This is a genomic window from Pseudomonas ceruminis, from assembly GCF_021602025.1.
In the GTDB taxonomy this organism is placed as follows: Bacteria; Pseudomonadota; Gammaproteobacteria; order Pseudomonadales; family Pseudomonadaceae; genus Aquipseudomonas; species Aquipseudomonas ceruminis.
In genome coordinates this window covers 237587-255483 of the sequence record NZ_BQHW01000006.1, presented here as the reverse complement: position 1 = coordinate 255483, position 17897 = coordinate 237587, and the positions used below count along the sequence as shown (strand labels likewise).

Sequence of the window (17897 nt, the reverse complement as noted above, 5' to 3'; positions counted from 1 at the left end):
GCGGGTAGACCCGCGAAGCGGCCGACGCAGGTTAAACGCGCTCGATGGCCAGCGCCAAACCTTGGCCGACGCCCACACACATGGTCGCCAAGGCCTTGCGACCACCCTGCTTCTCAAGTTGATGCAACGCCGTCAGCACCAGGCGCGCACCACTCATGCCCAGCGGATGGCCCAAGGCGATTGCGCCACCGTTCGGGTTTACCTGCGGCGCATCATCAGCCACGCCCAACGCGCGCAGCACTGCCAAGCCCTGGCTGGCGAACGCTTCGTTGAGTTCGATCACGTCGAAATCGCTTACCGCAACGCCCAGGCGCTCGGTCAACTTGCGTACGGCTTGCACCGGGCCGATACCCATGACCCGTGGCGCCACACCCGCGCTGGCCATGCCCAGCACCCGGGCACGCGGGGTCAGGCCGTGCTGCTTCACCGCTTGCGCCGAAGCCAGGATCAAGGCCGCCGCACCGTCATTGACACCCGAGGCGTTGCCGGCAGTGACAGTCTTGTCCGGGCCATTGACCGGCTTGAGCCGTGCCAGTGCCTCAAGTGTGGTTTCCGGGCGCAAGTGCTCATCGTGCTCGACGAGGGTTTCGCCTTTCTTGTGGGCGATACGCACCGGCACGATCTCTTCGGCGAAGAAGCCGGCAGCCTGGGCCGCCGCGGCCTTCTGCTGACTGCGCAGGGCAAAGGCATCTTGGTCAGCGCGCGAAACCTGGTAATCGTCGGCGACGTTATCAGCCGTTTCAGGCATCGAATCCACGCCGTACTGGCTTTTCATCAGCGGGTTGATGAAGCGCCAGCCGATAGTCGTGTCTTCCAGCTTCATGTTGCGCGAGTAGCCGCTCTCAGCCTTGCCCATGACAAACGGCGCACGGGACATCGACTCGACGCCGCCGGCGATGGCCAGCTCCATCTCACCGCTGGCGATGGCACGAAAAGCAGTGCCGATGGCGTCCATGCCCGAAGCGCACAGGCGGTTGAGGGTCACGCCGGGGATGCTCTCGGGCAGGCCGGCCAGGAGCAACGCCATCCGCGCCACGTTGCGGTTGTCCTCACCGGCCTGGTTGGCGCAACCGAAAAACACTTCGTCGAGTTGCTCCCACTGTACCGAGGGGTTGCGCTCGATCAGCGCCTTCAGCGGCACCGCCGCCAGGTCGTCGGCACGTACGCTGGCCAGGGCGCCGCCGAAGCGGCCGATGGGGGTACGGATGGCGTCACAGATGAATACCTCACGCATCATGCTTCTCCTGCTACCTGGCCATGAGCAACGGCGGTACGGGCTTCCAGATCGCGTAGTGCGCCCAGCTCGACATCGGTCGGCGCGCTGGTGCTTTGTACGTTTTCAGCGAAACGGATTGGCCAGCCGGTGGCGGCGACAATCTGCTCGCGGGTCACCCCTGGGTGGATCGAGGTCACGACGAATTCGTGGGTACCAGCCTCCGGCTCCATGATGCACAGGTCGGTGATGATACCGACCGGCCCTTCGCCCGGCAGGCCCAGCCGCTTGCGCGAATCCCCGCCTTCACCGTGGCCGACCGAAGTGATGAAGTCGAGCTTGTCGACAAACGCACGTGGCGACTGTTTGAGGATGATCAGCACCTGCTTGGCCGAGCCAGCGATCTCCGGCGCGCCACCGGCGCCCGGCAGGCGGGTCTTGGGCGCATGGTAATCACCGACCACGGTGGTGTTGATGTTGCCGAAGCGATCGACCTGGGCTGCACCCAAAAAGCCAACATCGATACGGCCCCCTTGCAACCAGTAGCGGAAGATCTCGCCAGTGGGCACCACTGTATCAGCGGTTTCGGCCAGCTCACCGTCGCCGATCGACAGGGGCAACACGCTTGGCTTGGCGCCGATCGGGCCGGACTCGTAAATCAGCACCACGTCTGGCGACGAGGTCAGGCGCGCCAGGTTGGCGGCCTTGGACGGCAGGCCAATGCCGACGAAGCAGACAGCCCCGTTACGCAGGCGACGGGCAGCGGCAACGGTCATCATTTCAGAGGTGGAGTAGCTCATTGTGCAGCCTCCGCGGTGCTGGCCAGCTTGGCCTTGAATTCATTGAAGTCGGCGGTACCACGGATATAGGTGTCGATCCAGGCGCTGAACGACTCGCGGTTGCGCGCGATCGGGTCCCAGTCCTGATAGAAGCGGTTGTCACGCTCGTAGTAGCCATGGGCGTAGGACGGGTGCGCGCCCCCCGGGACCAGGCACACGGCGCTGAGGGCCCAGGTCGGCAGCACACAGGCGTTCATCGGGGCCTGCAGGTCATCAACGATCTCTTCGACGGTGACGATGCAGCGCTTGGCTGCAAGGGCCGCTTCTTTCTGCACGCCAAGGATGCCCCACAACAGTACATTGCCTTTGCGGTCGGCCTTCTGCGCGTGGATTACAGTCACATCCGGGCGCACCGATGGCACGGCGGCCAGCACTTCACCGGTGAACGGGCAAGTGACGCTCTTGATCAGCGGGTTGACCTTCGGCAGGTCGGAACCTGCGTAGGCACGCAGCACCGCGAACGGCAGGCCGGACGCACCGGCAACATAGGCATTGGCAAGGTCGGCGTGGCTATGCTCTTCGATGTCGATCGCATGCGGCCATTGCTTTTCGACCGCATCGCGCAGGCGGTGCAGCGACCCTACGCCCGGGTTCCCCCCCCACGAGAAGATCAGCTTGCTGGCGCAACCGGCGCCGATCAACTGATCGTAGATCAGGTCCGGGGTCATGCGTACCAGCGTCAGGTCGCGCTTGCCCTGACGGATGATCTCGTGGCCGGCAGCGGTCGGGATCAGGTGGGTGAAGCCTTCGAGGGCGACGGTATCGCCGTCCTGGATGAACTGCTTCACGGCGTCGTGAAGGGGGAGAATTGCAGCCATGTGGAGACTCCTGGTCAGGGTGCTACGTTGAACTCAGATTAAGGAGACAGGTGGGTGACTTACAATCCGATAATCGACTATTGGTGCGATTATCGAACGATTTGTTGTCTCCCTATCCATTCCCTGCTTCCAGTCAGGTCGCGTCTGCGTGGCTGACCAGCCCCTTCACGATCACCCCCACCGTCGCCAACGCCGCTGGCACCAGCAGCGCCGTCAGCACTTGCTCGAAGTTCCAGCCCAGGCCCAGCAGGGTAGCGCCACTCCAGGCCCCTAGAATCGCGCCGAAGCGCCCGATACCCAGCATCCAGGACACACCCGTGGCACGCCCCTGGGTCGGATAGAACCGCGCCGCCAACGAAGGCATCGCCGACTGCGCGCCGTTCACGCACATCCCGGCAATGAGCACCAGGGCCGCCAGCAGGGTAATGTTGCCCAGGCTCTGCCCGACTGCGTAGGCAAATACGCCCGCCAGCAAGTAGAAAACGCCGATGACCTTGTGCGGGTTGTAGCGGTCCATGGCCCACCCCACTGCCACTGCACTGAGCACGCCACCGAACTGGAACAACGCACCGATGAACGCCGCCTGTTCCATGCTCGCGCCACTGTCGCGCATCAGCGTCGGCAGCCAACTGGTCAGCAGGTAGACGATCACCAGGCCCATGAAATAGGTCAGCCACAGCAGCAAGGTGCCCAGCCCATAAGTACCGGAGAAAATCACGGCGAAGACATTGCGCGCCGCCACGGCTTTCTGTTCCGGTACGCTGAAGCTGGCTGCCTGCGCCACGACGGCGGGGGCAATCGGTGCCAGGGTCTTGCGCACCTTGTCAGTACCACGGTTGCGTACGACCAGAAAACGCGCCGACTCCGGCAGCCACACCATCAGCACCAGCGCCAGCAACAGCGGCAGCACGCCACCGATCACCAGCAGGCTGTGCCAGCCGTACGCCGGGATCATCTTGGCGGAAATGAACCCACCGCCCGCCATGCCCAGGTTGAAGCCGCAGAACATGCTGGTCACCAGCAACGACTTGAGGCGCTCCGGGGTGTATTCGGACAGCAGCGTGGTGGCGTTGGGCATCCCAGCGCCCAGCCCCAGGCCCGTCAGGAAGCGCAGCACCAGCAACTGGTCGACGTTGCCGGCATAGGCCGAGGCCAGGCTGAAACCACCGAACACCAACACCGCCCCTACCAGTACACCCTTGCGCCCGAAGCGGTCGGCCAGTGGCCCGGAACCCAAGGCGCCGAACACCATGCCGATCAACGCGGCGCTCATCACCGGCCCCAGGCTGGCGCGGTCGATCCCCCACTCCTGGGACAAGGCCGGCGCGATGAACCCCATGGCCGCCGTGTCCAGACCATCGAGAAAGACAATCAGGAAGCAAAGGATCACCACCCGCCATTGATAACGCGACAGCGGTTGTTCATTGATGAACGACTGAACGTCGAGACAGTTCCCGACAGATTGGGGTTTGTTCATTGTTGTTATCCAGTGATTGGGCACGGTCAAGCCACTGCACAAGCGCAACCAGTACAGGGTTCAATGTCGAAGAAGTGCGGCCTGGGTCAGCCTGGATACAACGGTACTGCGTGCGGGTGCGGCCGCAGCAGCGAAAGGACAGTAGTCATGGTATGCGTCTCTTATGTTTTTTGTTCGGTCGGCAAAGCCGACCGTTGCGAGAGACATTAATCAGTGGATGACGGGGGCGCAATTCGCCTGGCGCGACACTGTGCGTTTATCGAACAGGAAACGGCCGGCGTGTTCGATAACAGCGCACGGCGCCACCTGAACCCGAACGTGCTTCAGCCAAACAGTTGGTGACAAAGGTCACGGCTGCAAGCCAGCAGGATCGGCAGGAATCGCTGTTCCAGTTCGCTACGGCTCACACGCCCTACATGGGTACTGACATTCAACGCCGCCAATACCTGGCCCGAGGCGTCGTAGATTGGCACCGCGATAGACCGTAGTCCCTGCTCCAGTTCCTGATCGACCACGCACCAGCCCTGCGCGCGCACCTGTTGAATGCAGGCGAACAACGACTCGGCATCATGCAGGGTACGGCTGGTGCGGGCCTTGAGGTCAGCACGGTCGAGGTATTCACGTAGGCTCGTATCGTCCATCGCCGCCAACAGGATACGGCCCATGGAAGTGCAATAGGCCGGCAAGCGCCCGCCCACCGACAGGTCGACCGATATCAGCCGCTCGACCGTAGCCGAGCGGGCTATATAAAGAATGTCGTCACCTTCGAGCGTGGCCATGTTGGCGGCTTCGTGCAACTGATCGCTGATGCGGTCCAGGTAAGGCTGGGCCGAGACCGCCAGTGGCGTCGAAGACAGGTAGGCATGCCCAAGGGTCAACACCTTGGGCAGCAACGAGTAGGTGCGCCCATCGGTGGTGGCATAACCGAGCTTGATCAGCGTATGCAGGCAGCGGCGTACGGCTGCCCTGGGGATCTCGGTACGATGGCTTATCTGCGCGATGGTCAGGTGGCGCTTGCGCTCCTGGAAGGCCTGGATGACAGCAAGGCCCCGTGCCAGCGAGGTCATGAAATCCGGATCACCGGTAAAGGCCTGGATGCGCTTCGCCGGGGAGGCCACGATGGGCGGCGCCATCGCAGGCACGCTCGGACGCGCAGGATCGGCACTGGCAGATTCGTTGCCCGTGGTTTCGTCACTCATCGCTCACCTCAAAAAATCGCAGCCTCGTGCGATTATCGAACAAACGGCCGATAATCGCAATTGACCGCTGACACGTTTGCTTATACCTTTCTCCTGCCACTTGTGGCTTCTTTGGAGAGACTGGTCAGGTACCCACCGTAGAAGTCCCCAGGCAACGGCCTCGCCTTGTGCGAGGCCGTTTTTCATTACGCGCTGCCTTGCCTTCAACCGTCACGAACTTTCCCTCCACGGTTCGCTCAAACTTTGCACGGGCAGGCACCTACCGGACAACTTCTGTCACTTGATGTCAGCATGGGTAAATAACGCTGTTTGGCGATTTGCCGATTGCTATAATCGCTAGTGCTGGCCCGGATCAACTGGCCCGGTAATAGAAGCACCCGCCTGGGCTTATCCGCCAACTGGCGCATCATGCGCATGGGCAACTTGCACCTGCAGGGGCATCGACCCTTCTACTTATTTAGGTACTACTGTGACGAAAGATGAACTGCGCGCGGAACTTGAGCGCCAGGCTGAACGTTACAAGGAAGTTTACGGTGGTGAGGTCACCACCTATGCCGCTCAACCGGACCCTGAACGCAAACCCTGGCGCAAACGTGCCACGGTTCAGGACCAGGCCTTCAGCCAGGAACTGGAAAAAATGGAAAAGGAGCTGCGCAGCGAGGAATCCTGAGCCGTCGCTCACCGCCACTGCGTCGCGGGCCGTTGCCCACGACGCGGCTTATCCTTACCGAAAGGCTGAGGATGAAATGGATTTATACAAATTTCATACAACCGTTTGAACTCTAGCCGCAACGGCTCATTCTCAGACGTTTGAAGATTTTTTGCTGTTTTCGGTTTTTTTAGCGGAAGGTTTTTGGCTTTAACGGGGCGACTGCCGCCGCCTGAAGCCATTTGCAACGCTGCCATCGGTCAGCAGCGGGTGCATCGATTGCCAAGGTTTTCTGGCATAATCCGGCCCCCCTATGACCGCCAGACAACCTTCATGATCGATTTATTCAGCGGACTGGATGCCTGGGTATTGGTGAGCCTGCTGCTTGCCCTGACCTTCGTGCTCGCATTCGAGTTCATCAATGGCTTTCATGACACCGCCAACGCGGTAGCCACCGTCATCTATACCAAAGCCATGCCACCACACCTGGCCGTGTTCTTCTCCGGGGTGTTCAACTTCCTCGGCGTTCTGCTCGGTGGTGTCGGGGTGGCCTACGCCATCGTTCACCTGCTCCCGGTCGAACTGCTGATCAATGTGAATACCGGGTATGGCTTGGCCATGGTCTTCTCGTTACTGGCTGCAGCCATTACCTGGAACCTGGGCACCTGGTACTTTGGTATCCCCGCCTCCAGCTCGCATACCCTGATCGGTTCGATCCTCGGCGTAGGCCTGGCCAACGCGCTGATCAACGACATTCCCCTGGGTGACGGCGTCAACTGGCAGAAGGCGATCGACATCGCCATGTCGCTGGTGGTCTCGCCCATGGCCGGCTTCGCCATTGCTGCGCTGGTGCTGATCGGCCTCAAGTGGTGGCGCCCGCTGTCGAAGATGCACAAGACGCCCGAACAGCGTCGCAAGCTCGACGACAAGAAGCACCCGCCGTTCTGGAACCGCCTGGTGCTGGTGATTTCGGCAATGGGCGTAAGCTTCGTGCACGGTTCCAACGATGGTCAGAAAGGCATCGGCCTGATCATGCTGGTGCTGATCGGCATCGTACCGGCCAAGTTTGTGCTCGACCTGAACAGCACCACCTACCAGATCGAGCGCACCCGCGATGCGACGATGCACCTGAGCCAGTTCTACCAGCGTAACGCCGCCACCCTGGGCGAGTTCCTGGCCCTGGGCAAGGCGCAGTCCAGCGACCTGCCAGAGCAGTTCAGTTGCAACCCGCAACAAACCGAGCCGACCATCGCCGCACTGCAGTCCTCGCTGCAAGGCGTGACCGATTACCGCGCCCTGGATGCTGAAAAGCGCGTCGAAGTACGCCGCTACCTGCTGTGCCTGGACGACACGGCGAAGAAGGTCGGCAAGCTCCCAGGCCTGGATGCGCGTGAAAAGGCTGATCTCGACAAGCTGCGTAAAGACCTCACCGCCACCACCGAATATGCGCCCTTCTGGGTGATCGTGGCCGTAGCCCTGGCCTTGGGCCTGGGCACCATGGTCGGCTGGAAGCGCGTGGTACTGACCGTAGGCGAGAAGATCGGCAAACAGGGCATGACCTACGCCCAAGGCATGTCGGCGCAGATCACCGCGGCGTGCGCCATCGGCATGGCCAACGTCTTCGCCTTGCCGGTTTCCACTACCCATGTGCTGTCCTCCGGCGTGGCCGGCACCATGGTCGCCAACAAGAGCGGCCTGCAGGGCGGCACCGTGAAAACCATCCTGCTGGCCTGGGTGCTGACCCTGCCGGCATCGATGGGCCTGGCAGCCGGCCTGTTCTGGCTGGCGTCCAAGGCGCTTGGCTGAGTCACCGCTCCAACAGAAAAGGCGCCTTGCGAGGCGCCTTTTTTTTGAGCAAGCGCTGGCGATTACCGCTTCTTGCCCCCCAGCAACGACCCCATCAGCCCACGCACCAACTGCCGCCCCAGCTGATTGGCTGCCTGGCGCACCGCGGACTTGATCGCCTGCCCAGCCGCACTCTGCAGAAACTCCCCCGCCTTGTCGGCCAGGCTTTCTTCTGCCTTCGGCACCGGCGCAGGCTCCACGGGCTCTCTCTTGCGCTGGGTGAGCATTTCGTAGGCCGACTCCCGGTCGATAGGTTTGTCATAACGCCCCAGCAAAGGTGACGCAGCGATCAACGCCGTGCGCTCGGTCGCACTCAATGGGCCTATACGCGACTGCGGCGGCGCGATCAGGACGCGCTGCACCATCGCCGGCGTGCCCTTTTCCTCCAAGGTACCCACCAGCGCCTCGCCTATACCCAGCTCGGTCAGCACCGCCAGGGTGTCGAAGGCCGGGTTAGGACGGAAGCCGTCGGCCACGGCCCTGAGCGACTTCTGCTCCCTGGCGGTGAATGCCCTCAAGCCATGCTGAATACGCAAGCCCAACTGAGCCAGCACGGTATCTGGCAGATCACCCGGCGACTGGGTGACGAAATACACACCGACACCCTTGGAGCGAATCAGCCGTACCACCTGCTCCAAACGGTCCTGCAGCGCCTTGGGCGTACCATTGAACAGCAGATGGGCTTCGTCGAAAAACAACGCCAGTACTGGTTTGTCAGCATCCCCGCGCTCCGGCAACTGCTCGAACAACTCGGCCAGCAACCACAGCAGGAAGGTGGCATAGACCTTGGGCGCCTCATGCACCAGCCGGCTGGCATCCAGTAAATGGATCCGGCCACGGCCGTCACCCTCGGGCCGCAGAAGGTCTTCCAGTTGCAGCGCCGGCTCGCCGAACAGCGCTTCGGCACCTTGCTGTTCCAAAGTTGCCAGGCGCCGCAACAGCGCCTGGGTCGAGGCAGAGGTCATCAGCGCACTGTCTTCACCTAACAACTGTGGGTTGTCTTTAAGGTGCGCGAGCAGCGCCTTGAGGTCCTTCAAGTCCAGCAATAAAAGGCCTTCTCGATCGGCCACCTTGAACGCTGCGTAAAGGGCCGCCTGCTGGCTGTCGGTCAGCTCCAGCAGATTGCCCAGCAGCAGCGGCCCCATTTCGCTGAGGGTGGTGCGCAATGGGTGGCCCGATTGCCCGGCAATATCCCACAGGGTTACCGGATAGGCCTGCGGGGTGTACCCCAGCCAGGGCATGCCGGCAATCCGCTCGGCCACCTTGCCCTGCGGCGAACCGGCCGCGCCGAGCCCGCACAGGTCACCTTTCACATCCGCCGCAAACACCGCCACGCCCGCATCACTGAAACTTTCCGCCAGGTGCTGCAAGGTCACGGTCTTACCCGTGCCGGTGGCACCGGCAACCAGCCCATGGCGATTTGCCAGGCGCATGGCTTGCTTGATGGGCTGGCCATCAAGGCCGCCTCCTACAACTAAGTCCGAAGATTCCGACATCTTTTCAATCCTCTACTCAAGCTTTACCGCATTTCGGCCGATACCTCGGGGTGATATTGCCTTTGAAGACAGGAACAACCCAAAAGGACGTCCCGGGATGTTGCACTGTTTTATAGCTGTATTCGTGCGAACGCCCGATAAAAACCTTAGCGGAATCGATTACGTCATGAACAAAAGCCTGCGTTTCAGCCACAAAATCCTATTGGCCGCCTCACTGATCGTGATACTCGCCTTCAGCCTTTTCACCCTTTACAACGATTATCTCCAGCGTAATGCGCTCCGCGAAAACCTGGAGAATTATCTGGCTGAAATGGGCACCTCCACTTCGAACAATATTCGCAACCTGCTCGAAGGCCGTATCAAGCTGATCGAGAACCTGTCGCAGAACATCGCCCTGCAACCTGCCAACGCCGAAACGCTGATGGGCCAGAACGCCTTGATCTCCAGCTTCCTCACCGTCTACCTGGGCAAGGTCGACGGCGGCTTCAGCGTGCGCCCCGACACCAAGATGCCTGACGGCTACGACCCGCGCCCCCGCCCCTGGTACAAGGACGGCATGAACGCTCAGGGCGCCCTGCTCACCGAGCCTTACATCGACCTGACCACCAACAAGATGGTCATTGGCATCATCAGCAAAGTGGCCTCCAGCGTCGGCGTCGTCGGCGGCGACCTGGACCTGGACGGCCTGGTGCAAATCATCAACTCGCTGAACTTCGGCGGCATGGGTTACGCCTTCCTGGTCAACGACCAGGGCAAGATCCTGGTCCACCCGGACAAGGCGCTGGTCATGAAGTCGCTGTCGGACCAGTTTCCGCAGCACACCCCCAAACTCTCGGGTGAGCTGACCGAAGTGCAGGTCGACGGCCAGACGCGCCTGCTGACCTTCACCCCCATCAAGGGCCTGCCATCGGCCAACTGGTACATCGGCCTGTCGGTAGATAAGGACAAGGCATTTGCCATGCTCAGCACCTTCCGCACCTCGGCGGTGATTGCCACCGTCGTCGCGGTGGTCATCATCATCGGTCTGCTGGGCCTGCTGATCCGTGCCCTGATGCAGCCATTGCTGACCATGACCCGCGCCATGGAAGACATTGCCGAAGGCGAAGGCGACCTGACCAAGCGCCTGAAGATCCACAACCACGACGAGTTCGGCATCCTCGGCACTGCCTTCAACCGGTTCGTCGAGCGCATCCACAGCTCGATCACCGAAGTGTCCTCTGCCACCGAACAGGTCAATGAAGTGGCGCTGCGGGTAATCAGCGCCTCCAACTCGTCGATGGCCAACTCCGACGAGCAATCCAACCGCACCAACAGTGTGGCCGCGGCCATCAACGAACTGGGCGCTGCCGCCCAGGAAATCGCTGGCAATGCCGCTCAGGCCTCTCAGCATGCCAGCTCGGCGCGCCTGTTGGCCGAAGAAGGGCAGCAGGTGGTGGAGCGCAATATCGCTGCGATGAATCGGCTGTCCGACCTGATCGTCACCTCCAGCGCCCATATCGAGACGCTCAACAGCAAGACCGTGAACATCGGACAGATCCTCGAGGTGATCACCAGCATTTCCCAGCAGACCAACCTGCTGGCACTCAATGCCGCGATCGAAGCGGCCCGCGCCGGTGAAGCGGGGCGTGGTTTCGCCGTGGTGGCTGACGAGGTGCGCAACCTGGCGCACCGTACTCAGGAATCGGCGCAGCAGGTGCAAACCATGATTGAAGAACTGCAGGTGGGTGCCCGCGAGTCGGTCGACACCATGGGCCAGAGCCAGCGCCACAGCCAGGACAGCGTGCAGATCGCCAACCAGGCCGGCGAACGCCTGGACAGCGTGACCGTGCGTATTGGTGAGATCGACGGCATGAACCAGTCGGTGGCCACAGCCACTGAGGAACAGACCGCCGTGGTCGACTCCATCAACATGGATATCAACGAGATCAACATGCTCAACCAGGAAGGTGTCGAGAACCTGCAGGCTACCCTGCGGGCCTGCTCGGACCTCGAGCAGCAGGCCACCCGCCTGAAGCATCTGGTGGGCAGCTTCCGGATCTGAAGCCAAGCTACAGGCTACAAGCTTCAAGGCTCAAGTCAGGCGCAGGCGCTGCCTCGCCCTACTGGTAGCTTGTAGCTTGTAGCGTGAAGCTCACAGCTAATCCAACCGAACAAACTATCCTTCAGGAAGGTCAACCTTTAGGCGCGTCATCGCCGGCCCATTACAGCCGGATGACAGACCCGAAGACGATCCCGGAGGGATGCTGATCGTGCACATCGCTGACATCACCATGTTCTACGCCCCCGCCAGTGGCGGCGTACGTACTTATCTTGATGCCAAACACCATCGCCTCGGCGCCCTTCAGGGCGTACGCCACAGCCTTTTGATCCCTGGCGCCAGCGCGCGCCACGCCGATGGCATCTACCAGGTCCCAGCCCCTCCCCTGCCCTTTGGCAACGGCTACCGATTCCCGGTGCGGCTGGCCCCCTGGTGCAATGTGCTGCGCCGCCTAAAGCCTGACCTGATCGAAGTCGGCGACCCCTACCTGACCGCCTGGGCGGCGCTGGAAGCGCGGCGCCAGCTCGATGTACCCGTGATTGGCTTCTACCATTCCGACCTGCCGTTGCTGGTGAGCAATCGCATGGGCAACTGGTTCACACCCAATGTGGAAGCCTATGTCAGCAAGCTGTACGGCAATTTCGACCGGGTGCTCGCCCCCAGCCAGGTCATGGCCGACAAACTGCGCCGCCTGGGCGTGCGCGATGTGCATGTACAGCGCCTGGGCGTCGACCTGGCCACCTTCAACCCCATGCACCGTGACCTGCAGTTGCGTGCCGAGCTGGGCATCCCCGACACCAGCCGGCTGCTGGTCTTCGCTGGCCGTGGCTCACGGGAAAAGAACCTGCCCATATTGCTCGACTGCATGCAGCGCCTTGGCCGCCCTTACCACCTGTTGCTGGTGGGCTCCAACATGCCGGCCAACGTACCCGACAACGTCAGCGTGATCGACCGTTTCTGCACACTCCCGGAGGTCGCCCGCCTGGTGGCCAGCGCCGACCTGCTGGTGCATGCCGGCGACCAGGAAACGTTCGGCCTGGTCATCCTCGAAGCCATGGCCAGCGGGACACCGGTGGTCGCAGTACGTGCAGGCGCCTTCGGTGAAATCGTCAACGAGCAGTGCGGGCGCCTGTGCCGCGCCAATGATGGCCTGGCCATGGCCACGGCAGTGCGCGAAGCCTTCGAGGAAGGGGTACGCAAGCTCGGCGCTCAGGCGCGCCAACATGTAGAGCAGCATTATTCCTGGGACAACGTCGTCAACGGCCTGCTGCAGCACTATCAGGCCGTACTGGGCCACGAGACGAAGGTGCGCGCCCATGGCTGAGGGTAATGACGCACCGCGCAGCCTGATGCTGGTGCTGCACGACATCGCGCCAGAAACCTGGCCGGACTACCAGCCGTTCGTGCAGGCGGTGGATGAAATGGGCAATGTGCCCATGACCTGGCTGGTGGTGCCCGACTTCCATCACCGCAATCCACTGGCGCAGTCCCCCAGCTTTTGCCGCCTACTGGAAAAGCGCCTGGCACGGGGCGACGAGCTCGCGCTGCACGGTTTTTTCCATGCCGACGACGGGCCTGCACCCGGGGGGCTGGGTGAGTATTTCATGCGCCGCATCTATACCCATGAGGGTGAATTCTATGGGCTCGACCAGGCGCAAGCCTTGCAGCGCCTGGAAGAAGGCCTGGCGTTGTTTGCCCGGCAGGGGTGGCCGGTATCCGGGTTCGTCGCCCCTGCCTGGCTGATGAGCGAAGGCACGCGCCAGGCCTTGCGCCAGCTGCCGTTGCGTTATACCAGCACGCCACAGCACCTGTACCGCTTGCCGGACTTTACCGCGTTCGATGCCCCCGGCCTTGTGTGGAGTGCCCGCAGCGCCTGGCGCCGTGGCGTGTCGCGGGTGGTCTGTGACTGGCAGTGCAGGCGCTGGCGTGCGGCAGAAACCTTGCGTCTGGGGCTGCACCCGGTGGACATGCGTCACCGCTCATCACGCCATTACTGGTTGCGCACGCTCGACAACCTGCTGCTGCAAGGCCGTGAACCGCTGACCAAATCGGCCTGGCTGGAGCGCCAGGTGGTCGCATGAACCGTCTGGGCTGGCTGGGCCTGGCCCTGCTGTTTGCAGTGCTGGTCCCGACCGTGCTGGGCGGCAACGAACTGCTACCCAGGCTCAAGGCCTTCGACCCTGGGCTGATGCTCATACTCCTGGGCATGATATTGACCTGTTGGGTCATCAATGCCATACGCCTGCGCCTGCTGCTCGGTCAGCAGGGTGCCCGGTTGGGGCACATGCGCAGCCTCGGCGTGGTGATGGCCACAGAGTTCGCCATCTGCACCACCCCCGGCGGTAGTGGCGGGCCTCTTGCACTGATGGCCTTGCTTGCGCGCGATCGTATCGGTCCCGCACGCAGCGGCGCGGTGTTCGCCATGGATCAGTTGAATGACTTGGTGTTCTTCTTCTGCGCGATGCTGGCGATTGCCGGATACGCCCTGTTCCACAGCCTTGGCCGCAGCCAGGAAAGCATGTTGCTAGGTAGCGCCCTGTTGCTGTGCTCGGCCTTAGCAGTCATCGTCGCGCTGCTACGTTACCGGCGTGCCGTGATGCGCTTCAACGGGCGGATGCTGCAGCGCGTGGGCATGTCCGAACGGCGCAAGCGCCGTTGGGCTCGCAAACTCTTGCACTTCATCGACGCCCTGGCGCAAACCTGGCAACTGCCCAAGCGCACCCTGGCCCTGGTATTCACCCTCACCTGCGCGCACTGGAGCCTGCGCTACAGCGTGTTGTACCTGGTGTTAAGGGGGTTGGGCGTGGAATTGTCGTGGATCCCGAGCTTTCTGGTGCAGATGCTTTCGCTCAGCGCCGGGCAGTTCAGCCTGTTGCCAGGCGGTGCTGGTGCTGCCGAGCTGACATCAGCCAGCCTGCTCTCGCCGCTGGTGGGCAGCTCGACCGCCGCGGCGGCAATCCTGATCTGGCGTGCAGTCACTTACTACTTTTATCTGCTTGCCGGGGGCCCGGTGTTTGTTTGCCTGTTGGCGCGGCCGCTGCTGGAGCGTTGGCGGCGTCAGACGGGTTGAGCTGGCGCCAGAGCTCGGCAGCGCCGGGGAAGTCGGTACCGTCTTCCTCGCTCAGGGCGTCGGGGTCGAAGCGGGCCAGGCAGCCTTCACCGAGGGTCGCTGGTGGCAAGGCGGTGGGCTTGTTGCGGGAGTTTGCCATTACATCCCTCAAAGTAATGGGGCTGCGCTGCAGCCCCCGGGTGTGTCAGTCGAACACCACCGTTTTGTTGCCATGCACCAGCACGCGGTCTTCCAGGTGATAACGCAAGCCGCGGGCAAGCACCATCTTCTCGACGTCACGGCCGAAGCGGACCATGTCTTCGATGCTGTCAGCATGGCTGACACGTACCACGTCCTGCTCGATGATCGGGCCGGCGTCCAGCTCTTCCGTCACGTAGTGGCAGGTTGCACCAATCAGTTTCACCCCACGCAGGGCGGCCTGATGGTAGGGCTTGGCGCCGACGAACGAGGGCAGGAAGCTGTGGTGGATGTTGATGACCTTCTCGGCGTAATCCTGGCACAGTTGCGGCGGCAGGATCTGCATGTAGCGCGCCAGTACCACCACATCCGCCGCATGCTCCTGAACCAGGCGCGACACTTCGGCAAACGCCGGTGCCTTGTCTTTCGGGTCGACCGGTACATGGAAGAACGGGATGCCATGCCACTCGACCATACTGCGCAAGTCGTTGTGGTTGGAAACAACACAAGGAATCTCGCAATCCAGTTCGTCCGTGTGCCAACGGTGCAACAAATCGGCCAGGCAGTGGGACTCACGGCTGGCCATCAGCACCACGCGCTTCTTCTGGGCCGAATCGGTAATGCGCCAAGTCATGGAGAACTCTTCGGCAATCGGCGCGAACGCTTCGCGGAACGCCTCGATACCAAAGGGCAGAGATTCAGCGCGGATTTCATGGCGCATGAAGAACCAACCACTCTGTTCATCGGAGTGGTGGCTGGCTTCGTTGATCCAGCCATTGTACAAGGCCAGGAAATTACTGACTTTCGCCACGATGCCTACGCGGTCGGGGCAGGCGATCACCAGACGATAGGTGCGCATGAATTAAGACTCCAGAACTTCGCAAAGGCGCCCATTCTAGCGGCCCTCCCGGAAAAACGCAGTAATCATTGCACCCTGCGCAGCCGGCGCCACTACCGGCCGCTGCCGCAGCAGCAGTCAGCGACCGCATGATGACAATCACACTGCCTTGCACGCCCTTATGTAAATTTTTCTTAACCTAGCGATAATTTGTCACAGCACAATTAACAGTTGAGTGCCTGATTAATATGTTTACTTGAGAGTATGGCCTGTCTATTATTGCCCCACACATCCCGAACACGCATTAAGGAACACTCCATGTCCCTGATCAACGAGTACCGCGCTACCGAAGAAGCCATCAAGGAACTTCAGGCCCGCCTGGCCAACCTGTCGCAGGATGACAAGCTGAAAAAAGAACTGGAGTTCGAAGGCAAACTGCGCACACTGATGGGTGAATACTCCAAGTCGCTGCGCGACGTCATCGCCCTGCTCGACCCCGAGTCGAAACTGAGCAAAGCACCGCGCGGTGCCGCCAAGACCACTACCACCAAGCGTGCGCGCAAGGTCAAGCAATACAAAAACCCGCACAACGGTGAAGTGATCGAAACCAAAGGCGGCAACCACAAAACCCTGAAAGAATGGAAAGCCAAATGGGGTGGCGATGTGGTTGAAGGCTGGGCAACTCTGCTGGACTGATAGTCCACGCCCCGCCTTGCATATTGCAAACAAAAACGCCGGCTCGATGCCGGCGTTTTTGTTTGCCATTCAAATAAGCGATTCAAAGACTGATGGCAAATTGCTCACGGCGCTCAAGGGCATGGGCCTGCCAAGCTTCCAGTACACGCCGCCCCGCTTCACCGGCAGTGGCCCAGGCGCTCTGCAGGGCCCGCTCGAAGTCGCCCAGCGTGTTAGGTGCGCCCCACTGCGGATCACTCAGCCGCTGCTGGCAGAAACCATACCAGCGCTGACGCTCCTCGTGGCTCAAGGTGTCCGGGAAGTTGCGCGCCCGGTACCGGAACAGTAATTCAGGCAAGCGCGGATCATCGAACATCCAGTGGCCCTGGGCCAACTGCGCAGGGTCCAGCGTGCGAACTTGCTCGCACAGGCGCCGGTCACGGTCCCCAACAAAACCGTCATACAACTGCTGTTCCGGATCTTCACTCGGGGCAAAATCCTCTTTGCCGTAGATATGCTCAAGCTTGTATTGCCACGCTTGCTGTTGATGGGCCAACGTTTCACCGCGTGTTTGCAAAAGCGCCAAATCGATACCGAGCCGTTGTTGATCCACCGGGCGCAACACCGAGAGCGGCGCCAGCACCGGGCAGCGATTGATCTGTACTAACTTCAGCGGTACCGGTAATTGGCCTTCAGACAATTCCTCATGCCGCGTGTACAGACGCTCACGAAGTACGTCGGCACTTTCCCTTAATAACGGTAGGGTTTCCTGGTGCAGGTCGCACACAATCAGTGCGTTGCGATTACGCGGGTGCCAGGCCAACGGCAAGACCACCCCCAGATAATTACGCGCCGCCGAGAACCGGCCGGATATATGTACCAACGGCTGCAACAAACGGATTTGCTCCATCACTTTGTGCTTGCTGCGCAACTGGAACAGCCATTCATACAATTTGGGTTGTTTCTGCCGTATCAGACGCGCCAGGGCAATGGTGGCCCGCACGTCGGAAAGGGCTTCATGCGCGTGCCCATGGTCAATGCCATTGGCTTGGCTGAGCAGTTCCAGACGCAAACTGGTGCGCCCGTCCTGTTGTGGCCACTCGATACCCTCGGGCCGCAGGGCATAGGCCGTGCGCACCACGTCAATTAAATCCCAGCGGCTGTTGCCACCCTGCCATTCCCGGGCATACGGGTCGAAGAAGTTGCGGTACAGGCTATAACGGGTGACTTCATCGTCGAAGCGCAGGGTGTTGTAACCGGCGCCGCAGGTGCCTGGTCGCGCCAACTGTTCATGTACGCGGGTCATGAACTCAGCCTCGCACAGGCCCTGGCTGGCCAGCTGCTGCGGCGTGATCCCGGTCACCAGGCATGCTGCCGGGTGGGGAAGAATGTCATCGGATGGGCGGCAGTAAAGGCTGATCGGCTCATCGATCTCATTGAGCTCGAAGTCGGTGCGCAGACCAGCCACCTGCAGCGGCCGGTCACAGCGCGGGTTGATGCCGGTGGTTTCGTAGTCGTGCCAGAAAATGCTGGAGGTCACGGGGTCGTCCTGTTTCAAGGTCG

At 61.5% G+C, this 17897-nt stretch carries 15 protein-coding genes and 1 pseudogene; 8 read left to right on the top strand and 8 right to left on the bottom strand.

What is annotated here, in order from left to right:
- Nucleotides 1–31 precede the first annotated feature (31 nt).
- From pcaF to pcaR, 5 genes are all read right to left on the bottom strand, one after another.
- The gene (gene pcaF, locus L6D80_RS10250; protein WP_176514824.1) at nt 32–1237 is read right to left on the bottom strand and encodes a 3-oxoadipyl-CoA thiolase; all 1206 of its coding nucleotides are present in this window, start codon (nt 1235–1237) and stop codon (nt 32–34) included.
- On the bottom strand, nt 1234–2013 hold the full coding sequence (locus tag L6D80_RS10245; protein ID WP_054899335.1) for a CoA-transferase subunit beta: 780 nt from the start codon (nt 2011–2013) through the stop codon (nt 1234–1236). The genes pcaF and L6D80_RS10245 overlap by 4 nt, the downstream gene beginning before the upstream one ends.
- The gene (locus L6D80_RS10240) at nt 2010–2870 is read right to left on the bottom strand and encodes a CoA transferase subunit A (RefSeq protein ID WP_054899334.1); all 861 of its coding nucleotides are present in this window, start codon (nt 2868–2870) and stop codon (nt 2010–2012) included. The genes L6D80_RS10245 and L6D80_RS10240 overlap by 4 nt, the downstream gene beginning before the upstream one ends.
- Nucleotides 2871–3003: 133 nt before the next feature.
- Nucleotides 3004–4347, bottom strand: a complete 1344-nt coding sequence (gene pcaK, locus L6D80_RS10235) for a 4-hydroxybenzoate transporter PcaK (RefSeq protein WP_176514826.1) — start codon at nt 4345–4347, stop codon at nt 3004–3006.
- A 323-nt stretch (nt 4348–4670) separates the two neighbouring features.
- On the bottom strand, nt 4671–5546 hold the full coding sequence (gene pcaR / locus L6D80_RS10230; RefSeq protein WP_054899332.1) for a pca regulon transcriptional regulator PcaR: 876 nt from the start codon (nt 5544–5546) through the stop codon (nt 4671–4673).
- A gap of 469 nt (nt 5547–6015) precedes the next feature.
- Here pcaR and L6D80_RS10225 point away from each other — a divergent pair, with 469 nt between their 5' ends.
- Both L6D80_RS10225 and L6D80_RS10220 read left to right on the top strand, forming a co-directional pair.
- Complete coding sequence (locus L6D80_RS10225; protein ID WP_054899331.1) at nt 6016–6216, top strand: hypothetical protein; 201 nt, start codon at nt 6016–6018, stop codon at nt 6214–6216.
- Nucleotides 6217–6528: 312 nt separating this feature from the next.
- On the top strand, nt 6529–8001 hold the full coding sequence (locus L6D80_RS10220) for an inorganic phosphate transporter (RefSeq protein WP_176514828.1): 1473 nt from the start codon (nt 6529–6531) through the stop codon (nt 7999–8001).
- A gap of 62 nt (nt 8002–8063) precedes the next feature.
- Here the strand turns inward: L6D80_RS10220 and L6D80_RS10215 are convergent, their stop codons facing one another.
- On the bottom strand, nt 8064–9536 hold the full coding sequence (locus tag L6D80_RS10215) for a helicase HerA-like domain-containing protein (RefSeq protein WP_176514830.1): 1473 nt from the start codon (nt 9534–9536) through the stop codon (nt 8064–8066).
- Between L6D80_RS10215 and L6D80_RS30260 the strand changes: the two are divergent.
- From L6D80_RS30260 to L6D80_RS10195, 5 genes and pseudogenes are all read left to right on the top strand, one after another.
- Nucleotides 9472–10719, top strand: a pseudogene (locus L6D80_RS30260) (HAMP domain-containing protein); the annotation flags it as partial. The gene L6D80_RS10215 and the pseudogene L6D80_RS30260 sit on opposite strands and share 65 nt — an antisense overlap.
- 93 nt (nt 10720–10812) lie before the next feature.
- The gene (locus L6D80_RS30255; protein WP_371263284.1) at nt 10813–11577 is read left to right on the top strand and encodes a methyl-accepting chemotaxis protein; all 765 of its coding nucleotides are present in this window, start codon (nt 10813–10815) and stop codon (nt 11575–11577) included.
- A gap of 199 nt (nt 11578–11776) precedes the next feature.
- Nucleotides 11777–12898, top strand: a complete 1122-nt coding sequence (locus tag L6D80_RS10205) for an N-acetylglucosaminyl phosphatidylglycerol synthase (RefSeq protein ID WP_176514834.1) — start codon at nt 11777–11779, stop codon at nt 12896–12898.
- Nucleotides 12891–13655: an N-acetylglucosaminyl phosphatidylglycerol deacetylase gene (locus L6D80_RS10200; protein WP_054899326.1), complete on the top strand. Its 765-nt coding sequence runs from the start codon at nt 12891–12893 to the stop codon at nt 13653–13655. The genes L6D80_RS10205 and L6D80_RS10200 overlap by 8 nt, the downstream gene beginning before the upstream one ends.
- A complete protein-coding gene (locus L6D80_RS10195) occupies nt 13652–14644 on the top strand; it encodes a glucosaminyl phosphatidylglycerol flippase (protein WP_054899325.1) in 993 nt (330 codons plus the stop codon). The genes L6D80_RS10200 and L6D80_RS10195 overlap by 4 nt, the downstream gene beginning before the upstream one ends.
- 184 nt (nt 14645–14828) lie before the next feature.
- Here the strand turns inward: L6D80_RS10195 and purU are convergent, their stop codons facing one another.
- Nucleotides 14829–15680, bottom strand: coding sequence for a formyltetrahydrofolate deformylase (gene purU / locus L6D80_RS10185; RefSeq protein ID WP_051098430.1), 852 nt, complete (start codon nt 15678–15680; stop codon nt 14829–14831).
- Nucleotides 15681–15977: 297 nt separating this feature from the next.
- Between purU and mvaT the strand changes: the two genes are divergently transcribed.
- Nucleotides 15978–16355 carry a histone-like nucleoid-structuring protein MvaT gene (gene mvaT, locus L6D80_RS10180; protein ID WP_054899324.1) on the top strand — a complete coding sequence of 126 codons (378 nt, stop codon included), beginning with the start codon at nt 15978–15980 and terminating at the stop codon, nt 16353–16355.
- 82 nt (nt 16356–16437) lie between these two features.
- On the opposite strand, the gene sbcB is transcribed toward mvaT, so the two are convergent.
- Nucleotides 16438–17874, bottom strand: a complete 1437-nt coding sequence (gene sbcB, locus L6D80_RS10175; RefSeq protein ID WP_176514835.1) for an exodeoxyribonuclease I — start codon at nt 17872–17874, stop codon at nt 16438–16440.
- Between the last annotated feature and the right edge of the window lie 23 nt (nt 17875–17897).

What these genes read in the sequence shown, in the direction of transcription:
- pcaF (WP_176514824.1), bottom strand. Translation starts at nt 1,237, where the DNA reads ATGATGCGTGAGGTATTCATCTGTGACGCCATCCGTACCCCCATCGGC.
- L6D80_RS10245 (WP_054899335.1), bottom strand. Translation starts at nt 2,013, where the DNA reads ATGAGCTACTCCACCTCTGAAATGATGACCGTTGCCGCTGCCCGTCGC.
- L6D80_RS10240 (WP_054899334.1), bottom strand. Translation starts at nt 2,870, where the DNA reads ATGGCTGCAATTCTCCCCCTTCACGACGCCGTGAAGCAGTTCATCCAG.
- pcaK (WP_176514826.1), bottom strand. Translation starts at nt 4,347, where the DNA reads ATGAACAAACCCCAATCTGTCGGGAACTGTCTCGACGTTCAGTCGTTC.
- pcaR (WP_054899332.1), bottom strand. Translation starts at nt 5,546, where the DNA reads ATGAGTGACGAAACCACGGGCAACGAATCTGCCAGTGCCGATCCTGCG.
- L6D80_RS10220 (WP_176514828.1), top strand. Translation starts at nt 6,529, where the DNA reads ATGATCGATTTATTCAGCGGACTGGATGCCTGGGTATTGGTGAGCCTG.
- L6D80_RS10215 (WP_176514830.1), bottom strand. Translation starts at nt 9,536, where the DNA reads ATGTCGGAATCTTCGGACTTAGTTGTAGGAGGCGGCCTTGATGGCCAG.
- L6D80_RS30255 (WP_371263284.1), top strand. Translation starts at nt 10,813, where the DNA reads ATGGCCAACTCCGACGAGCAATCCAACCGCACCAACAGTGTGGCCGCG.
- L6D80_RS10205 (WP_176514834.1), top strand. Translation starts at nt 11,777, where the DNA reads ATGCTGATCGTGCACATCGCTGACATCACCATGTTCTACGCCCCCGCC.
- L6D80_RS10200 (WP_054899326.1), top strand. Translation starts at nt 12,891, where the DNA reads ATGGCTGAGGGTAATGACGCACCGCGCAGCCTGATGCTGGTGCTGCAC.
- L6D80_RS10195 (WP_054899325.1), top strand. Translation starts at nt 13,652, where the DNA reads ATGAACCGTCTGGGCTGGCTGGGCCTGGCCCTGCTGTTTGCAGTGCTG.
- purU (WP_051098430.1), bottom strand. Translation starts at nt 15,680, where the DNA reads ATGCGCACCTATCGTCTGGTGATCGCCTGCCCCGACCGCGTAGGCATC.
- mvaT (WP_054899324.1), top strand. Translation starts at nt 15,978, where the DNA reads ATGTCCCTGATCAACGAGTACCGCGCTACCGAAGAAGCCATCAAGGAA.